This is a genomic window from Pseudonocardia nematodicida (assembly GCF_040105385.1).
Lineage (GTDB): Bacteria > Actinomycetota > Actinomycetes > Mycobacteriales > Pseudonocardiaceae > Pseudonocardia > Pseudonocardia nematodicida.
This window is the reverse complement of record NZ_JBEDNQ010000011.1, coordinates 253,142-277,823: the sequence shown is the minus strand read 5'-3', so window position 1 is coordinate 277,823 and position 24,682 is coordinate 253,142. Positions and strand designations below refer to the sequence as shown.

General features: G+C 72.4%; 26 protein-coding genes. 14 read left to right on the top strand and 12 right to left on the bottom strand.

Annotated features, from left to right (window positions below):
• Position 1 precedes the first annotated feature (1 nt).
• Positions 2-619 (bottom strand): TetR/AcrR family transcriptional regulator, encoded by a 618-nt coding sequence (locus WIS52_RS25075; RefSeq protein WP_349300818.1) that lies wholly within the window; start codon positions 617-619, stop codon positions 2-4.
• A gap of 140 nt (positions 620-759) precedes the next feature.
• On the opposite strand from WIS52_RS25075, the gene WIS52_RS25070 reads away from it, so the two are divergent.
• From WIS52_RS25070 to WIS52_RS25045, 6 genes are all read left to right on the top strand, one after another.
• Complete coding sequence (locus WIS52_RS25070; RefSeq protein WP_349300817.1) at positions 760-1,683, top strand: sugar phosphate isomerase/epimerase family protein; 924 nt, start codon at positions 760-762, stop codon at positions 1,681-1,683.
• 28 nt (positions 1,684-1,711) lie between these two features.
• Positions 1,712-3,253, top strand: a complete 1,542-nt coding sequence (locus tag WIS52_RS25065; RefSeq protein ID WP_349300816.1) for a GMC oxidoreductase — start codon at positions 1,712-1,714, stop codon at positions 3,251-3,253.
• A 50-nt stretch (positions 3,254-3,303) separates the two neighbouring features.
• Positions 3,304-4,053: an MFS transporter gene (locus WIS52_RS25060; RefSeq protein ID WP_349300815.1), complete on the top strand. Its 750-nt coding sequence runs from the start codon at positions 3,304-3,306 to the stop codon at positions 4,051-4,053.
• Positions 4,008-4,595 (top strand): MFS transporter, encoded by a 588-nt coding sequence (locus WIS52_RS25055; RefSeq protein WP_349300862.1) that lies wholly within the window; start codon positions 4,008-4,010, stop codon positions 4,593-4,595. Before WIS52_RS25060 ends, WIS52_RS25055 begins: the two co-directional genes overlap by 46 nt.
• 34 nt (positions 4,596-4,629) lie before the next feature.
• The gene (locus WIS52_RS25050; protein ID WP_349300814.1) at positions 4,630-6,708 is read left to right on the top strand and encodes a GMC oxidoreductase; all 2,079 of its coding nucleotides are present in this window, start codon (positions 4,630-4,632) and stop codon (positions 6,706-6,708) included.
• A 214-nt stretch (positions 6,709-6,922) separates the two neighbouring features.
• Positions 6,923-7,330, top strand: a complete 408-nt coding sequence (locus WIS52_RS25045; protein WP_349300813.1) for a RidA family protein — start codon at positions 6,923-6,925, stop codon at positions 7,328-7,330.
• Here the strand turns inward: WIS52_RS25045 and WIS52_RS25040 are convergent, their stop codons facing one another.
• Complete coding sequence (locus tag WIS52_RS25040; RefSeq protein WP_349300812.1) at positions 7,331-8,296, bottom strand: DMT family transporter; 966 nt, start codon at positions 8,294-8,296, stop codon at positions 7,331-7,333.
• Between the two features lie 90 nt (positions 8,297-8,386).
• Between WIS52_RS25040 and WIS52_RS25035 the strand changes: the two genes are divergently transcribed.
• Positions 8,387-9,472 carry a LysR family transcriptional regulator gene (locus WIS52_RS25035; protein ID WP_349300811.1) on the top strand — a complete coding sequence of 362 codons (1,086 nt, stop codon included), beginning with the start codon at positions 8,387-8,389 and terminating at the stop codon, positions 9,470-9,472.
• Positions 9,473-9,604: 132 nt separating this feature from the next.
• Here WIS52_RS25035 and WIS52_RS25030 read toward each other — a convergent pair whose 3' ends face one another.
• Both WIS52_RS25030 and WIS52_RS25025 read right to left on the bottom strand, forming a co-directional pair.
• The gene (locus WIS52_RS25030) at positions 9,605-10,630 is read right to left on the bottom strand and encodes an LLM class flavin-dependent oxidoreductase (RefSeq protein WP_349300810.1); all 1,026 of its coding nucleotides are present in this window, start codon (positions 10,628-10,630) and stop codon (positions 9,605-9,607) included.
• Positions 10,623-11,105, bottom strand: coding sequence for a MarR family winged helix-turn-helix transcriptional regulator (locus WIS52_RS25025; protein WP_349300809.1), 483 nt, complete (start codon positions 11,103-11,105; stop codon positions 10,623-10,625). Before WIS52_RS25025 ends, WIS52_RS25030 begins: the two co-directional genes overlap by 8 nt.
• Before the next feature lie 80 nt (positions 11,106-11,185).
• Here WIS52_RS25025 and WIS52_RS25020 point away from each other — a divergent pair, with 80 nt between their 5' ends.
• Positions 11,186-11,803 carry an SgcJ/EcaC family oxidoreductase gene (locus WIS52_RS25020; protein WP_349300808.1) on the top strand — a complete coding sequence of 206 codons (618 nt, stop codon included), beginning with the start codon at positions 11,186-11,188 and terminating at the stop codon, positions 11,801-11,803.
• A 3-nt stretch (positions 11,804-11,806) separates the two neighbouring features.
• On the opposite strand, the gene WIS52_RS25015 is transcribed toward WIS52_RS25020, so the two are convergent.
• From WIS52_RS25015 to dop, 5 genes are all read right to left on the bottom strand, one after another.
• Positions 11,807-12,247 (bottom strand): SRPBCC family protein, encoded by a 441-nt coding sequence (locus WIS52_RS25015; protein WP_349300807.1) that lies wholly within the window; start codon positions 12,245-12,247, stop codon positions 11,807-11,809.
• 65 nt (positions 12,248-12,312) lie between these two features.
• A complete protein-coding gene (gene prcA / locus WIS52_RS25010; protein ID WP_349300806.1) occupies positions 12,313-13,122 on the bottom strand; it encodes a proteasome subunit alpha in 810 nt (269 codons plus the stop codon).
• Positions 13,123-13,179: 57 nt separating this feature from the next.
• Positions 13,180-14,070, bottom strand: coding sequence for a proteasome subunit beta (gene prcB, locus WIS52_RS25005; protein WP_349300805.1), 891 nt, complete (start codon positions 14,068-14,070; stop codon positions 13,180-13,182).
• Between the two features lie 141 nt (positions 14,071-14,211).
• Complete coding sequence (locus WIS52_RS25000; protein ID WP_349300804.1) at positions 14,212-14,409, bottom strand: ubiquitin-like protein Pup; 198 nt, start codon at positions 14,407-14,409, stop codon at positions 14,212-14,214.
• Between the two features lie 126 nt (positions 14,410-14,535).
• Entirely contained in the window at positions 14,536-16,044 is a 1,509-nt protein-coding gene (gene dop, locus WIS52_RS24995) for a depupylase/deamidase Dop (protein ID WP_349300861.1), read from the bottom strand.
• Between the two features lie 122 nt (positions 16,045-16,166).
• On the opposite strand from dop, the gene WIS52_RS24990 reads away from it, so the two are divergent.
• Positions 16,167-16,724 carry an NUDIX hydrolase gene (locus tag WIS52_RS24990; protein WP_349300803.1) on the top strand — a complete coding sequence of 186 codons (558 nt, stop codon included), beginning with the start codon at positions 16,167-16,169 and terminating at the stop codon, positions 16,722-16,724.
• Between the two features lie 160 nt (positions 16,725-16,884).
• On the top strand, positions 16,885-17,085 hold the full coding sequence (locus WIS52_RS24985; RefSeq protein WP_349300802.1) for a hypothetical protein: 201 nt from the start codon (positions 16,885-16,887) through the stop codon (positions 17,083-17,085).
• Between the two features lie 151 nt (positions 17,086-17,236).
• On the opposite strand, the gene lpdA is transcribed toward WIS52_RS24985, so the two are convergent.
• Both lpdA and WIS52_RS24975 read right to left on the bottom strand, forming a co-directional pair.
• Complete coding sequence (lpdA, locus tag WIS52_RS24980) at positions 17,237-18,640, bottom strand: dihydrolipoyl dehydrogenase (RefSeq protein WP_349300801.1); 1,404 nt, start codon at positions 18,638-18,640, stop codon at positions 17,237-17,239.
• A 9-nt stretch (positions 18,641-18,649) separates the two neighbouring features.
• Entirely contained in the window at positions 18,650-19,168 is a 519-nt protein-coding gene (locus WIS52_RS24975) for a MarR family winged helix-turn-helix transcriptional regulator (RefSeq protein ID WP_349300800.1), read from the bottom strand.
• Between the two features lie 92 nt (positions 19,169-19,260).
• Between WIS52_RS24975 and WIS52_RS24970 the strand changes: the two genes are divergently transcribed.
• On the top strand, positions 19,261-19,812 hold the full coding sequence (locus tag WIS52_RS24970) for a YceI family protein (protein ID WP_349300799.1): 552 nt from the start codon (positions 19,261-19,263) through the stop codon (positions 19,810-19,812).
• 83 nt (positions 19,813-19,895) lie between these two features.
• Positions 19,896-20,804 carry an AraC family transcriptional regulator gene (locus WIS52_RS24965; protein WP_349300798.1) on the top strand — a complete coding sequence of 303 codons (909 nt, stop codon included), beginning with the start codon at positions 19,896-19,898 and terminating at the stop codon, positions 20,802-20,804.
• Here the strand turns inward: WIS52_RS24965 and WIS52_RS24960 are convergent.
• Positions 20,747-21,145 carry a VOC family protein gene (locus tag WIS52_RS24960; protein ID WP_349300797.1) on the bottom strand — a complete coding sequence of 133 codons (399 nt, stop codon included), beginning with the start codon at positions 21,143-21,145 and terminating at the stop codon, positions 20,747-20,749. The genes WIS52_RS24965 and WIS52_RS24960 overlap by 58 nt on opposite strands.
• A 145-nt stretch (positions 21,146-21,290) precedes the next feature.
• Here WIS52_RS24960 and WIS52_RS24955 point away from each other — a divergent pair, with 145 nt between their 5' ends.
• A complete protein-coding gene (locus tag WIS52_RS24955) occupies positions 21,291-22,955 on the top strand; it encodes an SLC13 family permease (RefSeq protein ID WP_349300796.1) in 1,665 nt (554 codons plus the stop codon).
• Between the two features lie 120 nt (positions 22,956-23,075).
• The gene (locus WIS52_RS24950; RefSeq protein ID WP_349300795.1) at positions 23,076-24,680 is read left to right on the top strand and encodes a DASS family sodium-coupled anion symporter; all 1,605 of its coding nucleotides are present in this window, start codon (positions 23,076-23,078) and stop codon (positions 24,678-24,680) included.
• Positions 24,681-24,682 lie beyond the last annotated feature (2 nt).

Genomic DNA, 24,682 nt, shown 5'->3' with positions numbered 1-24,682 from the left:
GTCACGGCACCGGCTCGGCGCGCGCCGCTGCGCCCGACGGGAGCACCAGCTCGGCATCGGGAAGTCCGGCGAGCACGTCCTCGATCGCCGCGGAGTGGGACGTCGGGTGATCGCGCGTCCGACGGTGGTCGTCGGAGAGGGTGAGGATCTCCAGGGCGAGCGTGGCCGTGAGCCGGACGGACAGGTCGGCGGCCGCGCGGCCCATGCGAGCGGCCAGCGCGTCCTGCAATCGGGTCCGGGCGCTGAGGTGGAAGTCCCACAGCCGTGCGCGCGGCACCGGGGTCACGTCCACGAGCTGTCGGATCTCCGCGATCCGGAGGTCCGGGGCATCGAAGTCGGCCGCGGCGGCGCGCAGTACCGCGGCCAGTGCCTCGCCGACCGGTTCGTCGGACGGCCGATCACGCAGCCGCTCCCCGAGGTCCGGGCCGCCGACGAGCCGGTCGAGCAGCAGCAGGTCCTTCGTCGGGAAGTACCGGTAGAGAGTCGTCGTCCCCGCCTCGGCGGATTCGGCGATCTGTTCCATCGTCGTGTCGTCGTAGCCCTGCTCGAGGAACAGCTCGACGGCGACGCCGACCATCCGCTGTCGCGTGCGCGCCGACTTGATCTCTCGAAGCCCCATCGCCCGAGCCTACCGGCCACCGACTCCCGTGCGGGCTTGACACCGTGCCGGGTTAGACTACAAATAGGTAGTCACTACCAAGTGGTGCGCGACACCGAGACGGTTTCCTCTCCGGAGGATCGACCGCGGAGAGGAAACCGATGAACACCCTGTCTGTGTCGTCCTACAGCCTCCGGGAGCAGCTCGGACCGATCGATCTGAGCGCCGTCGCGCCCGACGGCCGTGAGATCCGGTTCGCGACCGAGTACCCCAGACTGATCGCGCTGACCGAGTTCCCCCGCCTGGCGGCGGACCGGTTCGCGGTCACCGCGGTCGAGACGGTCGCGTTCCAGTTCGCCGGGGTCGACGACCCGGAGCTCGACCGGTTCGCGGCGGAAGCGGTGGCGGCGGGCGCGACGCTGCTCAACGTCGCCGTCGACGACGGCGACCTGCTCGCCGACGACCCCGCCCGGCGTGCCGACGACATCGCCGCGCTCACCGCCTGGATCGACCGGTGTGCGGAGCTCGGGTCGGTCTTCGTCCGGGTCAACCCCGGGTCACCGCTGAGCCCGAACCACGGCAGCACCCCGCCGGACCACCTGGTCGAGGCACTGGCCCGGCTCGGCTCGTACGCCCGCGAGAGGGGGGTCCGGCTGCTCGTGGAGAACCACGGAGGTCGGTCGAGCGACGCCGTCTGGATGAACCGGCTGCTCGACGCCGTCGGCCCGGAGAACCTCGGCCTGCTCCTCGACCTCGGCAACTTCGACGTGATCATGGCGCCGATGATGGCGCCGCTGACCGGCGGACCGGCCGGCCCACTCCCCGGCCCGGCCGAGCTCGAGCCCGTCTACGAGGGGATCGACGCACTCGCCGGGCGGGCCGAGCTCGTGCACGTCAAGGCGCACGAGGTGGCCGACGACGGGGCGATCGGGCTCGTCGATCTCCCGCGCGCGCTGGGAATCCTGGCCCGGCACGGCTACCGGGGTCCGCTGACGATCGAGTACGAGGGCACCGGGGGCGATCCGTGGTCGAAGATCCGGCAGATCCTCGACCTGACCGCCGCGATGGCTCCCGCCACCGACTGACGCCGCTCCGGCGGTGGAAGGAGTACGGATGACCACACACGAACCGGTGGACGTGCTGGTGATCGGCAGCGGCCCCGCCGGTGCCACCTACGCCCGGACCATCGGTGACGCCGTGCCGTCGGCCCGGATCCTGATGGTCGAGGTCGGTCCGCCCGTACCCGGCGGACGAGGCGACCACACGCAGAACCTGTCGGACGAGGACCGGACCGCGGCCCAGCTGATCACCCAGGGCCCCGACGCCGGCATCGAGAGGGCGGCCGCCCTCTCGGATCTCGCGACCGGTATCGATCCGAGCCTGGAGTTCCGGCACACCATCCTGCCCGGCCTGTTCTTCGTGGATCCACGACCCGCGACGTCTCCGGGCGAGGTCGGACTACCCGCGGCCAGTATGGCGAGCGGCGTCGGCGGGATGGGCATCCACTGGGCGACGTCGAGCCCCCGGCCGCAGCAGTCCGAGCGCGTCCCGTTCGTCGATGCAGCCGAGATGGACGCCGCCCTCGACCGTGCCGAGCAGCTTCTCGGCACGACGACGCCGGCGGTTCCGGGCGACGGGCTGCCCGAGGCGGTCCGTTCGGTGATCGCGGAGGAGTTCGACGGGCCGGGGCTCGTCCCGACCGGCTTCATGCCGACCTCGACGCGGTGGGAGGGTGACGTCCTCCGCTTCGCCGGGACCGGGACCATCCTGGGCGATCTCGAACGATCGGTACCCGGCTTCGAGTTGCGCAGCGAGACTCTCGCCCGCCGGGTGCTCGTCGAGGACGGTGTCGCCGTCGGCGCGGTGCTGGAGGACCGCCGATCGGGCCGGGTCCACGAGGTGCGGGCCGGGCGGGTCGTCGTCTGCGCCGACGGGCTGCGCACACCGCAGGTCCTCTTCGCCTCCGGCATCCGGCCTCCCGCTCTCGGGCACCATCTCAACGAGCACTTCCAGGTCACCTCGTTCGTGACGCTGGACGACGAGTTCGACCCCGCCCGGTTTCCGCCCGCACCCCGCGACGTCCGGTCCGTGCTCACGCCGTTCTCCGACACCCGGCCCATGCAGGGCGGCGTGGTGCTGCTCGCGAACTCCGCGTACCGGATGGGCCCGGGCGACGACGCTTCGGCCAGGCTCGCGGTCCTGGCCTGGTACGGGGCGAAGGACGTCCGCTTCGCCGACGCCGTCGAGTTCAGCGACACCGAGACCGACTTCTACGGGATGCCGCGGATGCGGATCCGCTACGCGCACACCGACCGGGACCGGGCGACCATCGAGGAGATGAGGCGGAACTCGGCCCGCGCGGCGAGCCGGATCGGGACGCTCGTCGAGCCGCCCACCCTGGCGGCCGGAGGTTCGTCACTGCACTACCAGGGGACCGTACGGATGGGCGAGACGGACGACGGCTCCTCGGTGTGCGACCCGCTGCTACGGGTCTGGGGGGTGGAGAACCTCTACGTCGGCGGCAACGGGGTCATCCCCACGGCCACCGCATCGAACCCGACGCTGACGACGGTCGCGCTCGCCTGGCGTGCGGCCGTCGCGATCGCCGACGAGCTGACCGTCGCGGCGCGCGCCACCGTCGCGACCACCGTCTGACCCGTACGTCCGCTTCGGCCCACCCGGGCCGCCGCCTCCAGGAGACCGCAATGTCGCAGTCCCACGATCCGACCGCCGCACGACCGGCCGACGTCCGTCACCCAGCGCCGGACGCAGCCCGGGCACCGACTTCTCTCATCGCGATCTACGTGCTGGCCCAGTTCGGCCTGTGGACCGTGTTGCTGACACCGGTCACCGTGACGCTCGCACTCAAGGTCGCGAGCCTGGACGGGGTGAACAAGGCCACCGCGCTGGGCCTGATCCTGGGGATCGGAGCCTTCATCGCGATGATCTGCATGCCGATCTGGGGGGCGCTGTCGGACCGGACCACATCCCGGTTCGGGCGCAGACGCCCGTGGCTCGCGGCGGGTGTCGTCGCCGGCGGGATCGGCCTCGCGGTCATCGTGCTGGCGCCGAACATGCTCGTGCTCGGGCTGGGCTGGTGCCTGTGCCAGGCGGCGTTCAACGCCACGCAGGCCGCGCTCAACGCCATCCTCCCCGACCACATCCCCGATGCGCAGCGGGGCAGGGTGTCCGGCCTGCTCGGCCTGACCCCGATCAGCGCCGTGCTGCTCGGCACCTTGATCGTGCAGGTGGTGGGCAGCCCGTCGGTCTGGATGTTCCTGGTACCGCTCGCCGTCGCGGCGCTGTTCGTCGGCCTGCTCGTCGCGGTGCTCCCCGACCGGCCGCGGGCCGATGTCCCCGCCGGACCGCACACGGCCCGGGTGAACCCCGTCGAGTTCGTCCGCGGCTTCTGGATCAGCCCGCGCCGGCACCCGGACTTGCGTGGGCCTTCCTGAGCCGGTTCCTCTTCTTCACCGGTGCCGCGTTCCTGCTGACCTACCAGGTCTACTTCCTCACCGACGGGCTCGGGATCCCGACGGACGAGGTGGCCGGCCGCGTCTTCGTCAGCACACTGGTCAGCGCCACGGTGACGATCGCGGTGTCCGTGCTCGGAGGCTGGCTGTCGGACCGTATCGGGCGGCGGAAGCCGCTGGTCCTCGTTGCCGCATTGATCGGCGGGGCCGGGCTGTTGACGATCGGCATGTCGACGACGTTCACGCAGTTCCTCATCGGAAGCGCCGTGACCTCGGTGGGCACCGGCCTTTACCACGCCATCGACCTCGCCCTGGTCGCGGCCGTCCTGCCGAACCCGGACGACGCGGCGAAGGACATGGGGACCTTCCAGATCGCGAGCTCGATCCCGCAGTCGCTCGCGCCGACGATCGCACCGGTCTTCCTGCTCCTGGGCAGCGGCGACTACCTGGCCGTGTTCGTCGCCGCCGCCGTCTTCGCGGTGCTCGGTGCGATCGCGATCCAGCCCGTCCGTGGCGTCCGATGACCTCGGCCGCGACAGAGCCGACAAGGAGCACTCCGTGATCCCCTACCCCGACCGTTCGCTGGTCACCCGCCTGCTCGACGTGGTGATCCCTGCCGACTCCCAGCCCGGGGCGACCGAGGCGGGCGTGCTGGGCTGGCTCGACGGCGTCGCGGCCGACCATCACGCCGAGCACTGGAGGACCCTGTTCACCCCCGGTCTCGACGCGCTCGCCGCGGAGCTCGCCGCCGGGGCGGAGCTGGACGCGGAGCTGGTCGCCGAACTCGGCGACCAGGACCGGCGACCCGGGTGGACGGTGTCTCCCCGCGTCTTCGTCGCCACGCTGGCCGACGTCGCCGCGCACGGCTACTACGGTCGCCGGGAGAGCGGGTCATGGTCCGGGATCGGCTACGACCCGGCACCGAAGCTCCCCGTGCCCGAGCTCGTCCGGCACGTCGCGCCCACCGAGTCCGGCGTCGAGGCCCTCGACGGGAGCTACGACGTCGTCGTGGTCGGTGCGGGAGCCGGCGGTGGCGTGGCCGCCCGGGTTCTCACCGAGGCGGGTGCGCGGGTGCTGCTGCTCGACCGCGGCCGGTTCCTGACCACCGAGGCCATCGGTCACGACCACCTGGCCAACCACCGGTTCTCGGGCTACGGGCACAACACCGGCCCGGAGCGGACGGGCAATCCGCGTGTCGTCGCGGACTCCGACGGCGAGCACAGGATCGACGCGCCGCACCACTTCCAGTGGCAGAACAACGCGATGACCGTGGGTGGAGGCACCCGCGTCTACCAGGGCATGGCCTGGAGATTCCAGCCCGACGACTTCCGGATGGCCTCGCGCTACGGGGTCCCGGAGGGCAGCTCCCTGGCCGACTGGCCGCTCACCTACGACGAGCTGGAACCCTTCTACACCCGGGTCGAGCAGGAGTTCGGGGTGTGCGGTGACGGATCGGCGCACCGGTTCCAGGGGCGGCGCAGCGCCCCGTATCCCATGCCACCACAGCCCGAGACCGTGGAGGCGGGGGTACTCCGCAAGGGCGCCGAGGCGCTCGGCCTGAGCACCGGACCGGTCCCACTGTTGATCAACACACAGCAACGGGACGGCCGGGCCGCGTGCGTGCGGTGCGGCCAGTGCATCGGCTTCGGCTGCCCCGTCGACGCCCGCGCGGGCTCCCACAACACGGTGATCCCGCTCGCCCTCGCCACCGGGTTGTGCCGCCTGGTCCCGGGGCAGTTCGTCGAGCGCGTCCTCGTCGACCACACCGGGAGGGCGACCGGGGTCGTCGTCGACGACCTGCGCACCGGCGCGCGGCGCGAGATCCGGGCCGGCGCCGTCGTGCTCGCCGCGGGAGCGATCGAGACGGCACGCCTGCTGCTCGCCAGCAGCACCCCCGAGTTCCCCGACGGGCTGGGCAACCGGAGCGGCCACGTCGGCCGGCATCTGCAGGGGCACAACTACGTCGGGGCGTTCGGGCTGTTCGACGATCCGGTACAGGACCTGCACGGACCCGGCGTGTCCATCGCGACCACCGAGTACACACACGACCTGGATGGAGAGGGGATCGGTGGCGGGGTGATCGCCAACGAGGTCGTCAAGATGCCGGCCCTGTTCCGGGTCTGGGCCATCGCACCCGACGCGCCGCGATGGGGACACGCGGCGAAACAGTGGATGCGGGACGCCTATCTGCGTACCGCCCACCTCATGGGGCCGATCCAGGAGATCCCGAACCCGCAGGCGCGTGTCACCCTCGCCGACGACGTCCGGGACGCAATCGGCCAGCGGGTCGCCCGGCTGTCCGGCGCACAGCACCCGGAGAGCGTGCGCGCCGCGCATGCACTTCGCCGCCGGGCGGAACGATGGATGCACGCCTCCGGGGCGCGACAGGTCTGGACCGGACCGGTGCAGACCGGCCTGACCGGTGGTCAGCACCAGGCCGGAACCGCGCGCATGGGGACGGACCCCGCCCACTCGGTGACCGATCCGTACGGCCGGGTACACGGACACGCCGGTCTCTGGATCAGCGACGCCTCGTTGCACGTCACCAACGGCGGAGTGAATCCGGTTCTCACGATCCTCGCGCTGGCGTACCGCTGCATCGGCGAGCTCGCAGCGACCGGTGCCGGTCGCCGATGACCTCCTGCGGTAGCCGCCGCGTGTCCGGGACGGGCTACCGGGTCCTGTGCCCTCTCGCGCGAGACCGCGCCCGCCTCCCGGCTCCCCACACGCGCGCCCACGACCACGCATGATCGTCGACTCACGCCCGATCCCGTGGTCTGCGCGAGGAGGCCGGCGACGTCCACACGAATCCTCGGCGCATCCGGGCGTGAGCTGACTAGGGTTGCCGGCGATGACCAGCGCCGTGACCCTGATCCGTTCCCGGGCCCTGTCCGACGTCGCCGAGTACGCCTACGCCGCCACCGCTCCGGCCGACGCAAGACTGATCTTCCTGGCGGGGAGCTGCCCGCTCGACGTCGACGGGACGACCGTCGCGGTCGGAGACCACGCAGGTCAGGCGGCCCGGTGTGTGCAGAACATGACGACCGCGCTGCGCGAGAGCGGCGCGTCGTTGACCGACGTGATCAGCACCCGGGTGCTGGTGGCGTCGAGCCGGCAGGCCGACCTCGTCGCCGCCTGGGAGGTCGTGCGGGACGCCTTCGGTGACCACGACCCGCCGAGCACGCTGATCGGGGTGACGGTGCTGGGCTACGACGACCAGCTCGTCGAGATCGAGGCGGTCGCGGCCGTCCGGGACTGATCAGTCCGTCCGCGGCACGGTCCCGGCCACCCGACGCGTCCACCTGCGGGCCCACCCACCCGGCCCGGCGAGCCACGCCACGGCGGCGACGACCACCGCGCACCCCACGAGCTGCCAGGCCGTCGGCCGCTCCGCCAGCACCAGCATCCCGAGCATCACCGACAGGACCGGGTGAACCAGCAGCAGCGCCGCGGCCGTCCCGGGCGTCAGGCCCGCGGTGCCGCGGCCGATCAGCACCCACGACACGACCTGGCCGGACAGTGCGAGCACGATCAGCCACGCCCAGCTCTGCGCCGGCAGGTCGACGGCGATCCCGCCGCCCACCGCACCGACGATCCCGCTGGTGACCGCGGCGCCGACCGTGGCCAGCGCGACCGGGGTGACCAGGTGCCGGCGGTGCCGTCGGGACACCGAGCGGTTCAGGTACAGGAACCCGGCGTAGGCGATCCCGGCCAGCGTGCCGAGCACCGCGCCGCGGACCGGCTCCGGCCCGCCGGCCCCCGCGCCGAACACCCCACCGGCCAGCGCGATCCCGCCCAGGAGCACCGGGACGGCGAGCAGCTGACGCCGCGACATCGTCTCCCCCGCCACCAGCCACGCGATCAGCGGCAGCGCGACGACCTGCACGTTGAGGACGACGTTCGCGATGCCGGTCCCGGCATCGAGCACCGCGCGGGCCCACAGCAGGAAGTCCGCGCCGAGCAGCACCCCGGACAGCAGCGCCCAGCCGGCTGCCGCCGGAGCGACCCCTCCGTGCCGCCGGCACTCGGCGAGTGCCCACGGGGCCAGCACGACCAGCGCGAGCACGCACCGCCAGAACGACGCCGTCGCCGGGTCCGCACCCGTGAGTGCGACCAGGATCCCGGTCCAGGCCAGTACGGTCGCCCCGGCGAGCAGGGCACCGACGGAGCGGGGGTCGGCGGACGGGGTCCGGTGCGGTGCGGGGGCGTGTACTGCTGCGGTCACGATCTCCACGCTGCCTGTCGAAACCGTGAAGATCCAATGACTGTTTCTGCGGTGTACTGCTTAGAATCGCTGCGTGATCGGAATGACGCTGTGATCGCATGGGACAGGCTCCGGGTGTTCGCCGCCGTCGCCGATCACGGGTCGGTCGGGGCCGCGGCGGCCGCGCTGCACATCACCGGGCCCGCCGTGACCCAGCAGCTGCGCAAGCTCGAACGCGAGACGGGGACGCGGCTGGTCGAACCGGACGGCCGCGGGATCCGGCTCACCGCGGCCGGGCACGTGCTGGCCGGGCACGCCCGCGCGGTGGCGGCCGCCGTCGCCGGTGCCGAGCGCGACCTGGCCACGCTGCACGACGACGTCGCCGGCCCGCTGCGGATCGCCTCGGTCGCCAGCGCCCTGCGCGCCCTGCTGCCGGACGTGCTGCGGAGCCTGACCGCGGACCACCCGCGGCTGGTCCCGACCGTCACCGACGGCGAGGTCGTCGACATGCTGCCCGCGCTGCGCTCCCGGGATCTCGACGCCGTACTGCTGGAGAGCTGGACGCACCGCCCGGCGACACTCCCGGCCGGCCTCGAAGTGACCACACTGGTCACCGAACCCGTCCTGCTCGCGGTGCCCGACGGTCACGCGGTGGCCGAGCTGGACCCGGTGCCGCTGCGCGGGCTGACCGGCGAGGTGTGGGCGTCGAGCCCGGTGGGCACCGAGCCCTACGAGGCCATGCTGCAGCTGCTCCGGTCCCGAGGGGTCGAGCCCGACGTCCGCTACCTGTTCGGCGACTTCGCCACCCAGCTCGCGCTGGTCCGTGCAGGGCTTGCCATCGCCCTGGTCCCGACGACCGCGGTGCCGGGCACGACCGGCGCCGCCGCGCCCGACGGGAGCCCCCGGGACGCCGAGCGGGTCGGGCCCCGGCCGGGTGTGGGCCCTGACGAGAGCGACGAGGTGCCGTCCGGGCTCGTTCCGGGTGCGGTGGCACCGTCGTCGCGACCCTCCGGCTCACTCGACGGCGTGCGCTTCGTGCCGTGCCGGCCGGCCGTGACCCGCGCCCTGCTCCTGGCGACCCGGGAGTCCGACGCCGGCCTCCCCGCTCTCCGCGCGCTCACCGACACCCTGCGCACCACCGCGGCCCGCGCGGTCCACGTCGCCCCGGACCCCGCGCGCACCCACGACACCCCGTGATCATCGGCCCCACGCCCCGGAGCCGAGCCTGGCTGCGGCGATCACTGATCGGGCCCGGAACCCGGACGGATCAGGCCGGATTCCGGGCCCGATGGTCGATCACGACCGGCCGCGTGTGCGCCCACCCCGTGATCAGGCCAGCAGCTCACGCACCATCGGGACCACGCGGGTGCCGTACAGCTCGACCGCGCGCATCCGGGCCGAGACCGGCTGCGGGCCGACCGTGTAGGTCAGGTCGAACCGGCCCGCTCCGAGCGAGCGCACGGATTCGGCGATCTTGCGGGCGACCGTCTCCGGCGACCCGACGTGCAGCGCCCCCTGCGCGACGTCCGCCTCGAACCGGGCCCGCGACATGGGCGGCCAGCCGCGCTGCGCACCGATCCGGTCCATCTGCACCTTGAACGGGGCGTAGAAGATCTCGCGCGCCTCGTCGTCGGTGTCGGCGACGAATCCGGGCGCGTGCACCCCGATCGGCTTCGGGGCGTTCCCGAACTGCTCGACGGCCCGGTGGTAGAGGTCGACGTAGGGCGCGAACCGCGCCGGCGCCCCGCCGATGACGGCCAGCACCAGGCCGAGGTCGTGCCGCGCGGTCCGCACGACCGACTCCGGCGACCCGCCCACCCCGACCCACACCGGGATCCTGCGGCCGGTGGTCGGGAAGACCTCGATGCCGTCCAGCGCCGCCCGCGTCGTGCCGCGCCAGGTCACCGGCTTCTCGTCGAGGAGCCTGGCGAACAGGTCCAGCTTCTCCTCGAACAGCACCTCGTAGTCGCTCATGTCGTAGCCGAACAGCGGGAACGACTCGGTGAACGACCCGCGGCCGAGGATCACCTCGGCGCGACCGGAGGACAGCGCGTCCAGCGTCGCGAACCGCTGGTAGACGCGCACCGGGTCGTCGGAGCTGAGCACGGTCACCGCGGACGAGAGGTGGATCCGCGACGTCCGGCCGGCGATCCCGGCGAGCACCGTCTCCGGCGTGGAGATCGCGTAGTCCGCGCGGTGGTGCTCCCCCAGGCCGATGACGTCCACGCCGACCTCGTCGGCGAGCACCGCCTCGTCGACGACCTGCCGGATGGCCTGCGGATGGGTCAGCGACTCCCCGGCGTCGTCGGTCGGCACGTCGCCGAAGGTGTCCAGGCCGAAGACGATCTCACTCATGGCGCCCCCAAGTAGTTGATTCTTCAATCATGCCATCGGGGGAACACTCGAGAGCGTCCCGGTATGCCCGCTCCGCGACGGTCAGGTAGCGGACCAGGCCCGCGCGCTCGGAACTCGACAGATCGGCCACTGCGGCGCCGATCGGCTCCCGGACCCGGTCGAGGATCTCGGTCAGCCCCGGCGGCAGGACGCCGGTGTGCTCGACCAGGACGCGCCGGCGGTCTCCCGGATCCGGCACCCGGCGGGCGAGGCCGGCGGCGACCAGCCGGTCGACCACCCGGGTCGCGGAACCCGGGGTGAGCCCGAGCCGCCGGCCCAGCGCACCGGCCGTCGTCGGGCCGTCCAGCTCCAGCAGGCTCGCCGCCTGGTAGTCGGTGGGCCCCAGTCCGGCCGCCTCGGCCGCCCGCAGATGGAACCGCACGACCGCGGCGAGGTAGCGGCGATAGATCTCGGTCGTCGGATCGCGCTCGGTCACCCTCGCCCCATTTCAGTTGCGTTTGCGCAATGACTGCGTCTACACAATGATTGCACACGCACAACTCATCGGGAGGTCCCGTGACCACATCGTTCGTCCCCCGCCGGCGCCGCCGTCTCGTCGCCGGTCTCGTGGGCGCCGGCCTCGTCGCGCTCGGTGCCGGGGCGTGGCTCTGGCTGACGGCGTCCTCCACCCCGCACGCGGTCGGGCACGTCGACTGCACCGCCGCACCCGTGACCGGGCCGGTCGCGCCCGGCGGGCCCGAGCACCGGGCGGTCTGCGCGACGATCGGCTCGCTGACCACGGCCTGGAACGCCGGGGACGCCGACGCCTACGGGGCCGCCTTCACCCCGGACGCCACCTACACCAGCTGGGTCGGCACCCACTACGCCGGACGGGAGGACGTCGTCGAGAGCCACCGCGCCCTGTTCGGCGGGCTGCTGTCCGGGACCCGGCTGGTCGACCGGTACCTGTCGGTGCGGTTCGTGCGCCCCGACGTCGCGGTCGTCAGCACCCGCGGGGACACCTACGACGGCGACGAGCCCCCGTCGGTGCCGGGCAAGGTCCAGACCTACATCGTCGTGCGGGACGGCGGCACCTGGTCGGTCGCGGCCTTCCACAACACGGCACGCCGGCCGGTCATGGAGCGGATCCAGTTCCTGTTCGAGCCCGCCTCGCGCCCGGCGGCCGAACGGTGAGGCCTACCGCTCCCGGGCGTGCAGGTACTTCAGCAGGTTCGCGCCGAACCGGTCCCCCGTCACGTCCATCGTCGCCCGCATGGTGCGGGTGACGACGGGCGCGGCCAGCCGGGACAGCGGCATGTCCACGTGCAGCGTCAGCGAGATCTCCAGGTGGGTCGCCGGTGCCCCGTCCGTACCGGGCTCGGCGTCGCGCAGCGCGTAGTACCCCTCCGCGCCGGACCACTCGGTCACCCCGGGCGGCGGTTCGTGGGTGAACTCGATCCGCTTGCCCTCGGTGAAGCTCATCCGCTCGGTGAACACCGGCTTGATCCCGACGCCGAGCACGGCCAGCTGCACCATGTGCCAGCGCCAGCGGGCACTCGCCCGGTCGGGGCCGGGCTCGGCGTCGATCCTGCTCAGCAACGGGGTCAGCTTCGGCAGCAGCACAGGGTCGGTCAGCACACCCCACACCGCCGTCCGGTCCGCGGTCACGACCGCCGCGGACTCGGTGGTCGCCGAGAACCGCGTCAGGACGAACCGTCCTCGCCCAGCGCACCACCCGCAGCCGGCGCGTCGTCCCCGCCCGCGACGTCGGGCTCGGGCTCCTCGGTGCCCCGGTTCACGGCCGGGAGCAGTGCCGCCAGCGCCGCGCCCTCGATCCGGCGGAACGTCCGGCGCGGCCGCGCGCGGTCGAGGACGGCGACCTCGAGGGCCTCGGCACCGAGCACGCGCGCCTCGGAGCTGCCGTTCGACGCCGCCGGGTCGGCACCCGGGACCTGCAGACCACCCAGCGCGACCTCGATCGCCGCGCCGAGCTCGAGGCCGTGCGAGTAGGTCTCGCCGAGCTTGGTCGAGATCGGCTCGGTCTGACCACCCATCACGACGAAGCGGGGCTCGTCGGTGATCGAGCCGTCGTAGGTGATCCGGTAGAGCTGGTCGCCGTCCGCCTCGGCGCCGACCTCGGCGACGCAGAGCTCCACCTCGAACGGCTTCTGCTGCTCGACGAACGCGGTCCCCAACGCCTGGGCGTAGGCGTTGGCCAGCATCCGGCCGGTCACGTCCCGCCGGTCGTAGGAGAAGCCGCGGAAGTCGGCCATCCGGATCCCGCCGGTGCGCAGGTTCTCGAACTCGTTGTACCGGCCGACGGCCGCGAAGCCGATCTTGTCGTAGATCTCGGAGACCTTGTGCAGCGCCGTCGACCGGTTCTCGGCGACGAACAGCACCCCGCCGGCGTAGGTCAGCACCACCACGCTGCGCCCGCGCGCGATGCCCTTGCGGGCCAGCTCGGACCGGTCGCGCAGCAGCTGGTCGACGGAGGAGTAGAACGGCATCGTCATGGGGAGCGCTCCAGGGGCTCGTGCGTACGGAAGGCGGGGTGCGGCCGGCCGGCCGGGTCAGCGGCTCGGTCCACCGGGCTGCTCCCTGCGTCCCGCGACGACGCGGTCGACCACCGCAGCGATCTCGTCCTCGCCGCGCCGGGCCGCACCCTCGGCCGAGATCCCGACGACGATCGGGTAGATCCGGCGGACGGTGTCCGGCCCGCCGGTCGCCGTGTCGTCGTCCGCGGCGTCGTAGAGGGCCTCGATCGCGGTACGGACGGCCCCGTCGAGGTCGGCGGCCGGGTCGTGCAGCTTCTTCAGCGACGACTTCGCGAACACCGAGCCGGAGCCGACGGCGTGGTAGCCCATGTGCTCGTCGTACCGCCCGCCGGTCGGGTCGAAGGTGACGATCCGGCCGGCGCGCGCGGGGTCGGTCGCGTCGATGTCGTACCCGGCGAACAGCGGGACGACGACGAACCCCTGCATCGCCGCGCCGAGGTTCTGCCGGATCATCCCCGCCAGCTTGTTCGTCTTGCCGTCCAGCGACAGCGGGACACCCTCGAGCTTCTCGTAGTGCTCCAGGTCCATCGCGAACAGCCGCACCATCTCCAGTGCGATCCCGGCCGAGCCGGCGATGCCGACCGCGGAGTGCCCGTCGGTGACGAAGACCTTCTCGATGTCCCGCTGCGCGATGACGTTGCCCTGGGTGGCGCGACGGTCCCCGGCGATCACGACGCCGCCGGCGTACTGCAGCGCGACGATCGTGGTGCCGTGCACCGCGCCGAGCGCCTCGGCGGCGTTCCCGGGTGCGGCCGCGTGCGGCACCACCCCGGCGCCCGGCATCAGGTGCGGCGCCGTCGCCCCGACGAAGTCGGTGAACGACTGGGACCCGGTCAGGAAGGTGCCGAGGTGTCCGGTGCTACCGGGTGCCGTACTGCCGACTGTGTGGCCGAGCCGGAACTCCATGGTCGGGTGCGTGCCTCTCGATCCGGGGTGGTGCGCCGGCGGTTCCGCTCGTGGCGAGCGGCCTGGTCCGGCACGGCCGGGCCCGCGCACTGCGGACCCGGCCGGGACGGTGGTGCGGAGGGTGGCCGGAGGCCCGCGGGCCTACTGACCGCCCTTCTGGACGTAGGACCGGACGAAGTCCTCCGCGTTCTCCTCCAGCACGTCGTCGATCTCGTCGAGGATGGTGTCGACGTCCTCGCCGAGCTTCTCCCGACGCTCCTGGCCCGATCCGGACGCGTTCTCGCCGGACTCGTCGTCGCCGTCGCCACCGCCCTGGCGCTTCGTCTGCTCCTGCGACATGACGTCTCCTTCTCGCACTGGGATCCGGCGCCCGCACGCTGGCCCGCGCGGAGAACCCGGATCCGGTACGTGTTCACACTACCGACCGGGACCGACAAATTCGCCTGTAGCGCAGTGCCGGGCCCCCTATCCCTGGGTGAGCTTGTCGACCAGTTCCTCGGCGCTCGAGGTCGCCTCGAACAGCTCCCCGACGTGCCGGCGTGTCCCCCGCAACGGTTCGAGCGTCGGGATCCGGACCAGCGACTCGCGGCCCAGGTCGAAGATCACCGAGTCCCAGGACGCCGCGGCCACCTCGACCGGGTACAGGGCCATGCAGGTGCCCCGGAAGAACGCCCGGGTGTCGGTCGGCGGCTCGGTCATCGCCGCCATCACCTGCTCCTCGGTGACGATCCGGCGCATCGACCCGCGGGTGACCAGCCGGTTGTAGAGGCCCTTGGCCAGCCGGACGTCGGAGTACTGCAGGTCGACCATCCCGAGCCGGCCGGACGCCCAGGTCAGCCCGTCCCGCTCGCGGTAGGCCTCGAGCAGCTTGAGCTTGGCCGTCCAGTCCAGCCGGTCGGCGGTGAGCATCGGGTCGCGGCGCAGGTCGGTGAGCACCATCTCCCACTCCTCGACGACCTCGCGGGTGTCGGCGTCCCACCCGGACCGGTCGGCCCCCTGGGTGTCCTCCACGTGCGCGACGGCACGGGCCAGGTACTCGTCCTGCAGGTCCAGCGCGGTCATCTTCCGGCCGTCGGCCAGCTCGACGGTGAGCTGCAGCGACGGGTCGTGGCTGATCCGGGCCACCGACTTCACCGGCTCGGCGAGGCGCAGGTCCTCGAAGGTGCGGCCGTGCTCGATCATGTCCAGCACCAGCGCGGTGGTGCCGACCTTGAGCAGGGTCGCGACCTCGGACAGGTTCGCGTCGCCGATGATGACGTGCAGCCGGCGGTACTTGTCGGCGTCGGCGTGCGGCTCGTCGCGGGTGTTGATGATGCCCCGCTTGAGGGTGGTCTCCAGGCCGACCTCGACCTCGATGTAGTCCGAGCGCTGCGCGATCTGGTAGCCGGGCTCGTCGCCCTGTGCGCCGAGCCCGACCCGGCCGGCCCCGCAGACGACCTGGCGGGACACGAAGAACGGGGTGAGGCCGCCGACGATCGACGGGAACGTCGTCGTGCGGGCCATCAGGTAGTTCTCGTGCGAGCCGTAGCTCGCGCCCTTGCCGTCGACGTTGTTCTTGTAGAGCTGGGTACGCGCCGTGCCGGGCACGGTGACCGCCCGGTTCGCGGCCTCCAGCATGATCCGTTCGCCGGCCTTGTCCCAGGTCACGACGTCGCGCGGGGTGAGCACCTCGGGCGTGGAGAACTCGGGGTGCGCGTGGTCGACGTAGAACCGGGCGCCGTTGGTGAGGATGACGTTGGCGGCGCCGAGGTCGTCGAGGTCGGTGTCGAGCTGGGGTGCGAGCGACGGGGCGGACAGGTCGAAACCGCGGGCGTCGCGCAGCGGCGACTCGACCTCGTAGTCCCAGCGGGCGCGCCGGTTGCGGGGGACGTCGGCCGCCGCGGCGTAGGCCAGTACGACCTGGGTGGAGGTGACGACGGGGTTCGCGGTCGGGTCACCGGGCACCGCGATGCCGTACTCGACCTCGGTGCCCATGATCCGGCGGGCCGTCACGGGCGGCCCCTCTCGCGAGACTGCATCCTCCGAGCCTAGCCGTCGGCGGCCGCCGCGCACCCCCGCCGCGCGGGGCCGGACGGCGGCGCGGATCATCGTGGTCCGTGACCGACCCCGCACGCGAGCGCCTGACGGTGTTCGACGCCGACGGTCGGCCGACCGGCGTCGCCGAGCGCGGCGAGGTCTACGCCCGCTCGCTGTGGCACGCGACCACCGCGATCGCGCTGCGCAGCACCGACGGCGAGCACATCTACGTGCACCGGCGCACCGACACCAAGATGGTCATGCCGGGACTGTGGGACAACTGGGCCGGCGGCGTGCTCGACGAGGGCGAGACCCCCGACGACGGCGCCGCCCGCGAGCTGGCGGAGGAGCTCGGCATCACCGGGGTCGCGCTGGAGCCGCTGTTCGTCGTCCCGTTCGACGCCGGTGCGCTGGGCATCGACACCGGCCCCGGCACCGGGCCACACGGCCTGCGCGCCCACGTGCACACCTACCAGGCGTTCTCCGACGGACCGGTCACCCACCAGGCCAGCGAGGTCGCCGAGGGCGGGTGGTGGACCTTCGCCGAGCTGCGGGAGCGACTGGGCGACCCCGCCTTTCCGTGGGTTCCGGACGGCGCGCACGTCACCCGGCGGTGGATCTTCGGCCAGGTCGGCTAATCTCTTTCCTGCAGGTTTACCAATCGGTAACAGATGTCACCCACAACGGTCGCTGGATCGGTTAACACCCGGCGGGTCGCGTGACGACAATCGAAGAGGCCCCCAGCGTGGGGGCGCCCCCGACAGCATCGACTCCCCACCACGCCCCCAGGAGCTCCCCATGGTCAGCATCTCGGTCTCGGCACGGTCCCTCGCCGCCGCCCGGCTGATCGACCCCGACGTCAACACCGCCGCCGTCCAGGCCGCGGTCGAGGCGGCGCTGGTCGCCGAGCGCAAGGAGCAGCGCGACGCCGGCCGTCCCGCTGCCCGCCGCGAGCACAACGCGCGCCGCGAGCCCGGCCGCGCCGCCGGCGACGCCTGACCCGCCGACCCCGGGGCGTCCGCCACCGAGCCTCCTCACGGCCTCCGGCCGGGTGGGCGGGCGGCGACGGATCGAGCCCGGCCGGTATCGGACCCGGAACGCACGGGCGGCCCCGTGGCTCTCGCCGCGGGGCCGCCCGTCGTAGCGTGACTCAGAGGTTGATCATGTGGCCGGCCAGGCCGTGGATCGCCTCCTGCAGCCCCTCCGACAGGGTCGGGTGCGCGTGCACGTTGCGCGCCATCTCGTAGACCGTCAGGTCCCACTTCTGCGCCAGGGTCAGCTCCGGCAGCAGCTCGGTGGCCTCCGGGCCGATGATGTGCCCGCCCAGCAACTCGCCGTAGGTCTCGTCGGCGATCAGCTTCACGAACCCGTTCGGCTCGGCCAGGCCGTGCGCCTTGCCGTTCGCGGTGAACGGGAAGGACGCGACCTTGACCTTCCAACCCTTGGAGTCGGCCAGCTCCTCGGCCTGGGCCTGGGTGTAGCCGAACGAGGCGACCTGCGGCGAGCAGAACGTCGCCCGCGGCATCATCACGTACTCGAGCTCCTGGGTCTCCGCGCCGGCGAGGGTCTCGGCGGCGACGACGCCCTGGGCCTCGGCGACGTGCGCGAGCATCAACTTCGCGGTGACGTCGCCGATCGCGTAGACGTGCTCGGCGCTGGTGCGCATGTAGTCGTCGATCTTGATCGCGCCGCGCTCGGTGAGCTCGACGCCCAGCTTGTCCAGCCCGAAACCGTCCACCCGCGGGGCGAAGCCGATGGCCTGCACGACCTTGTCGGCGCGCAGCTCCTCGGTGCCCTTCGACGACGAGACGGTGACGGTGACGCCCTTGCCGTCGTCGGCGATCGACTCGACCTTGGTCGAGGTGCGGACGGTGACGCCCATCTTCTTGTAGCGCTTGAGCAGCTCCTTGGACACGTCCGCGTCCTCGAGCGGGAGCAGCCGGTCCAGGAACTCGACGATGGTGACGTCGACGCCGTAGTTGGCCAGCACGTAGGCGAACTCGACACCGATCGCCCCGGCGCCGGCGATGATCACGCTCTCCGGCAGCTCGCGGGTGAGGATCTGCTCCTCGTAGGTCACCACGCGCTCGGACAGCTCGGTGCCCGGCAGCAGCTTGACCGTGGAACCGGAAGCGATGATCACGTCGTCGTAGGTGACGGTCTCGCTGCCGCCCTTCGACAGCTCGACCTCGATCTCGCCCGGCTTGGTGAACCGGCCGAACCCGTCGAACTCGGTGATCTTGTTCTTCTTCATCAGGAAGTGCACGCCCTTGACCCGGCCGTCCGCGACGGTCCGGCTGCGGTCGAAGGCGGCGCCGAAGTCCAGCGAGACCTCGCCGGAGAGGCCGAAGGTCTTCTGCTCCTTCGTGACGATGTGCGCGATCTCGGCGTTGCGCAGCAGCGCCTTGGACGGGATGCAGCCCACGTTCAGGCACACACCGCCCCAGTACTTCTCCTCGATCACCGCCACACTGCGGCCGAGCTGAGCGGCGCGGATGGCCGCCACGTATCCGCCGGGTCCGGCTCCGAGTACGACGACGTCGAAATGAGGCATGTGCCCAGCCTAGGACGCCTGCGGGCAGCCCGGGCCGTCCGGTCCCGAGTCCCCCGTCACGGGCCACTCCGCGCCGTCGGACAGGTGCGTGACGATCGCCTCGCTCGCCTCCTGCAGCGCGGCCTGCTGGGCGGGGGTCAGGCCGTCGAACACCGCCTCGCGGACGCTCTCGACGTGGTCGGGCGCGGCCGCCTCCAGCACACCCATGCCGGTGTCGGTGAGGACGGCGAGCTGTCCACGACGGTCGGTCGGGCAGGACCGCCGGACGATCCAGCCGGCCTCCTCCATCCTGGCCACGGCGTGCGACACCCGGCTGCGCGAGGCCAGCGCCGACTCGGCGAGCACGCTCATCCGCAGCGTCCGCCCCGGCGCCTCGGAGAGCCGGACGAGGATCTCGTAGTACGCCTGCGGCATCCCCGCCCCGGCCTGCAGCCGCCGCTCGACCTTGTCGAACACCAGGCGGTGGGCCGCGAGGAAGGCGCGCCACGTCCGCTGCTCCTCGTCATCGAGCCAGCGCGTGTGGTCCACGTCACCCTCCGGAATGATTGAGCCTTCATCTTGTTGGGTCCTACTGTACTCATCAGCTGAGCGTTCAACTACTTTGCCCGGAGGCTGCACCCATGTCCACCACCATCCCGAACTACGTCGCCGGCACCTGGGACATCGACCCGGTTCACAGCGACGTGTCCTTCGTCGTCCGGCACATGATGGTCAGCAAGGTGCGGGGTCGCTTCGAGGGCGTGTCCGGTGAGCTCGTCACCGGCGAGGAGTTCGAGAACTCCACCGTCTCCGCCACGATCGACTGCAGCTCGCTGACCACGGGCAACGAGCAGCGCGACGGGCACGTCAAGTCGGCCGACTTCTTCGAGGTCGAGAAGTACCCGACCTGGAACTTCACCTCCACCGGGCTCGTGGCCAAGGGCGACGAGTACGTGCTGTCCGGCGACCTGACGATCAAGGGCGTCACCAAGCCGGTCGAGCTGGAGCTCGAGGTCAACGGCTTCGGGCCGGACGCCTGGGGCGGCACCCGCGCCGGCTTCACCGCGAAGACCACGATCAACCGCTCGGACTACGGCGTCGACATCGAGCTGCCGCTCGACGGCGGCGGCGTGGTCGTCAGCGAGAAGGTCGGCGTGGAGCTCGAGATCCAGGCGGTCCTGCGCGCGGCCTGATCCGCACTGCCACACCCGGGAGCCCCGGCGCGCATCCAGCGCGGCCGGGGCTCCGGTGCGTCCGGGCGTCGTAGGCTCGGCGGGTGGACTACCGGGAGATCCCGGCGGCCGGGCCGGCTGCGGAGCTGGTGGAGTGCGCGTGGCGGGCGCGCACCCCGGTCGCTTCCGAGGGGCGGGTCCTCCCCGACGGCTGCATGGACCTGATCGTGCTCGGCGGCCGGATCGTCGTCGCCGGGCCGGACACGGCCGCGCACCGCACGACGACCCCGGCCGGCTCGGTCACCACCGGGCTGCGCTTCCGGCCGGGCGCGCTCCCGGCGCTGCTGGGCGTGCCCGCCGCGGAGCTGCGGGACCGCAGACCCGCTCTGGACGACGTGCTGCCCGCCCCGCGTCGGGCCGCCCTGGCCGCCGCTCCCGCCGCTCCCGCCGCTCCCGCCACGGTCGGGCGCCTCCCCGCCGCCATCGCCCATCGGTCGCCGGCCCCGCCCGAGGGGTACGTGGGCGCTGCCGAGCGTGGCCCGGACGACCCTGCCGTACCCCTCGGCGATCTCGCACGGTTGTTCGGCGTGCTCTCCGCCCTGCGCGCAGCCGCGGACGACGACCGGGTCGGCCTGCCCGCGCCGCTCCCCCGGCCCGCGCTCCGGGCGCTGGCCCGTGGCATGCCGGCGGGCGAGCTCGCCGACCGGCTCGGCGTCACCACCCGCACCCTGCACCGGCGCTGCCTGGCGACGCTCGGCTACGGCCCCTCGGTCGCCCGCCGGGTGCTGCGGTTCCGCACGGCGAGCCGCCTGCTGTACGACGGCGTGCCGCCCGCCGAGGTCGCCGCCCGCGCCGGGTACGCCGACCAGCCACACCTCTCCCGCGAGGTCCGGGCCCTGGCCGGGGTCCCGGCGACCGCCCTGCACCCGGGGTCCCCCGGCCGCGGCCCGGACACTCAGGTCCAGGCGAACAGGTCCAGCGACTGCCCGTCCGGATCGCGCACGGTGGCGTAGCGCTGCCCCCACGGCGCGTCGAACGGCTCCAGCACGCTGCCGTGGCCGGCAGCGGTGACCCGCTTCCAGGCGTCGTCGACGGCGTCGGCCGACGGCAGCTTGAAGGCCAGGCTCATCCGCCCGTCCGGCGACGGCGCGGGCCCGGGATGGAAGGTCTCCACCATCGACTGCAGGTCCAGCGCCAGGCGCAGCCCGCCGCGCAGCGTCCTCTCCACGTGGGCCTCCCCCTCCGCGCCGTCCGGGAACGTCAGGCCCAGCAGCCGGTAGAAGGCCACCGAGGTGGCCATGTCCGTCACCAGGATGCCGATCATGTCGACCTCGGCGCCGATCGTCTCGTCCATGGGTGCCAGCGTGCCCGCCCCACGATGTCGTGTCGTGAACGGATCGGACAGCGGGAGTCGACATTCAAGGACGAATGCTCCTATCGGGTACCTTCCCGGCACGACGCGTGAGCGTCCGAGTGTTCCGGCGGCCGAAGGGGTCCTCTTGTCCACGACAGAACCAGACCAGAGGGACGCCGACAAGGCTCCCGAGAAGGCCGGCGGCGACCCGCCCGTCGGCACCGGCGGCGCCACCGCGGCGGACGGGCGATCCCCGGGCCGTACCTGGAGTTTCCGTGCCCTGGGCCTCGGTCTGGGCGTCCTGACCTGGCTGCTGCTCGGCCTGGCCGAGACCCTCGAGCCCGACGCGCGGATGGTCGCCGCGATCGGCGTCCTGATGGCGACCTGGTGGGTCACCGAGGCGATCCCGCTGTCGGCGACCGCGCTGCTGCCGCTGGTGCTCTTCCCGGCCTTCGGCGTCGTGCCGGTGGCCGACGTCGGCGCCCGCTACGGCGACCCGATCGTCTTCCTGTTCCTGGGCGGCTTCCTCATCGCGATCGCGATGCAGAAGTGGCACCTGCACCGGCGGATCGCGCTGCTCACGCTGCGTGCGGTGGGGACCACGCCGACCCGGATCGTGCTCGGCATGATGATCGCCACCGCGTTCCTGTCGATGTGGGTGTCGAACACCGCGACCACGCTGATGATGCTGCCGATCGCGCTGTCGGTGCTGGCGCTGGTGGCCGAGCGGGCCGGTGGCGCGGAGGACGAGGTGAAGCGCGGGGCGCCGCTGAGCGAGACGATCAAGAATCCGTCCGTCCAGATGTTCGGTGTGGGCCTGGTGCTCTCGGTCGCCTGGGCGTCCTCGATCGGCGGGCTCGGGACCCTGCTCGGGAGCCCGCCGAACGCCATCGTCGCCGGCTACGTGCAGGACGAGCTGGACCGGGAGATCAGCTTCCTGGGCTGGATGCAGCTCGGCGTGCCGATCGTGATCGTCTTCACCGGGATCGCGTGGTTCCTGATCACCCGGTTCCTGTTCCGCACCGATCTGACCGAGATCCCCGGCGGCCGGGAGATGATCGACGAGCAGCTGCGCGAGATGGGACCGGCCAGCCGGGCCGAGAAGCGGGTGCTCGCCGTCTTCGCCGGTGCGGCGTTCCTGTGGATCGCGCCCGGCCTGCTCACCGAGTTCGACGCGATCGACACCGCGCTGCCCTGGCTCGGCGAGTTCAACGACACCGCGATCGCGATCCTCGCCGGCATCGTGCTGTTCCTGATGCCGGCGAGCACCACTCCGCCCGGCGAGGCCGCGGAGGCCGAGGGCGCCCCGCGCCGCTACCGGATGCTGCTGGTCTGGGACGACGCCCAGAAGGGGCTCCCCTGGGGCGTGCTGCTGCTGTTCGGCGGTGGCCTCGCGCTGGCCGGTGCGGTCTCGGCGAGCGGCCTGGACGAGTTCATCGGCACCAGCGTCGCCGGGCTCGGGGTGCTGCCGATCCTGCTGCTCGTCGGCGCGATCGTCGCCATCGTCCTGCTGCTCACCGAGGTCACCAGCAACACCGCCACGGCCGCGACCTTCATCCCGGTCCTCGGCGGCGTCGCGATCGGGATCGGGGCCGACTCGATGACCCTTCTGATCCCGGCCGCGCTGGCCGCGACGTGCGCGTTCATGCTGCCCGTCGGCACGCCGCCGAACGCCATCGTGTTCGGCTCCGGCGTCGTGACGATCGGCCAGATGGCCCGCGGCGGTGTCTGGCTCAACATTGTGGGCGTCCTGCTGATCACGCTGTTCGCGTTCCTGCTCGGCGGATGGGCGCTGGGCCTGCAGTTCTGATCGTCGGACCCCGCTCGCCCGACCGGTGAGCGGGGCCCGACGGCCGATCCGGGCGGCGGCCGCACAGCCGCCGCCCGGCCGAACGGCGCGTCCGACCGGGCGCGCCGAGGAAGGGCACGGATGTCCACCGACACCACTCCCGGGTCCGCCGAGAACGCTGCACCACCCGGCGAGCCCGGCACCGGCACCACCCGTACCCCCGCGGTCGTGTGGGGCCTGCGCGCCCTCGGTCTCGTCCTCGCGGGCCTGACCTGGCTGTTGCTGGGCGCCGCCGAGACGATCGAACCCGACGCGCGCCTCGTCGCCGCGATCGGCGTGCTGATGGCGACCTGGTGGGTCACCGAGGCCGTCCCGCTCCCCGCGACCGCGCTGATCCCGATCGTGGCCTTCCCGGCGTTCGGGATCGTGTCGGTCACCGACGCCGCCGCCCGCTACGGCGACCCGATCGTCTTCCTGTTCCTCGGCGGGTTCCTCATCGCGATCGCGATGCAGAAGTGGAACCTGCACCGGCGGATCGCGCTGCTGACCCTGCGCGCGGTCGGCACGACCCCGGACCGGATCGTGCTCGGCGTCATGATCGCCTGCGGCTTCCTGTCGATGTGGGTCAACAACACCGCCACCGCGCTGATGATGCTGCCGATCGCGCTGTCGGTGCTCGCGCTGGTCGCCGAGCGGGTCAGCAACGAGCGGCTCACCCCCGGTACCCCGGTCTCCGAGGTCATCCACAACCGGGACGTGCGCCGCTTCGGGATCAGCCTGATGCTCGCCGTGGCCTGGGCCTCGTCCATCGGCGGTCTCGGGACGATCGTCGGGTCGATCCCGAACGCGATGGTCGTCGCGTTCCTCGCCGACGAGTTCGGCCGCGAGATCGGGTTCCTGCAGTGGATGCTGATCGGCGTCCCGGTCACCGTGATCCTGCTGCTGACGGTCTGGCTGGTCCTGACCAAGTTCCTCTTCCGGACCTCGCTGTCCGAGGTCCCCGGCGGCCGCGAGATGATCGACGAGCAGCTGCGCGAGATGGGACCGGTCGGCTCCGCCGAGAAGCGGGTGCTGGCCGTGTTCGGCGGCGCGGCGTTCCTCTGGATCGTCCCGGCCCTGCTGTCGGAGTTCGAGGCGATCGACACCGCGCTGCCGTGGCTGAGCAACCTGAACGACACCGCGATCGCGATCGCGGCCGGCATCGCGCTGTTCCTGGTTCCGGCCGGGCCGGCGGGCGATGGGCGCGGCCGGTATCCGATGGTGCTCGTCTGGGACGACGCCCAGAAGGGCCTGCCCTGGGGGGTCCTGGTCCTGTTCGGCGGCGGGCTCGCCCTGGCCGGATCGGTGTCGGCGAGCGGGCTCGACGAGTTCATCGGAAACCAGGTCGGCGCGCTCGGCGTGCTGCCGACGCTGCTGCTCGTCCTCTGCGTCGTCGCCATCGTCCTGATGCTCACCGAGGTCACCAGCAACACCGCGACCTCGGCGACGTTCATCCCGCTGCTCGGCGCGGTCGCGCTGGGCATCGGCACCGACGAGGCGACCCTGCTCATCCCGGCCGCGATGGCCGCGACGTGTGCGTTCATGCTGCCGGTCGGCACTCCACCGAACGCGATCGTGTTCGGATCCGGCGCGGTGACGATCGGTCAGATGGCCAGGGCAGGTGCCTGGGTGAACGTGGTCGGGGTCTTCGTCATCACCGGGGTGGCCTGGCTGATCGGCAGCTGGGCGCTCGGGATGGTGTTCTGACC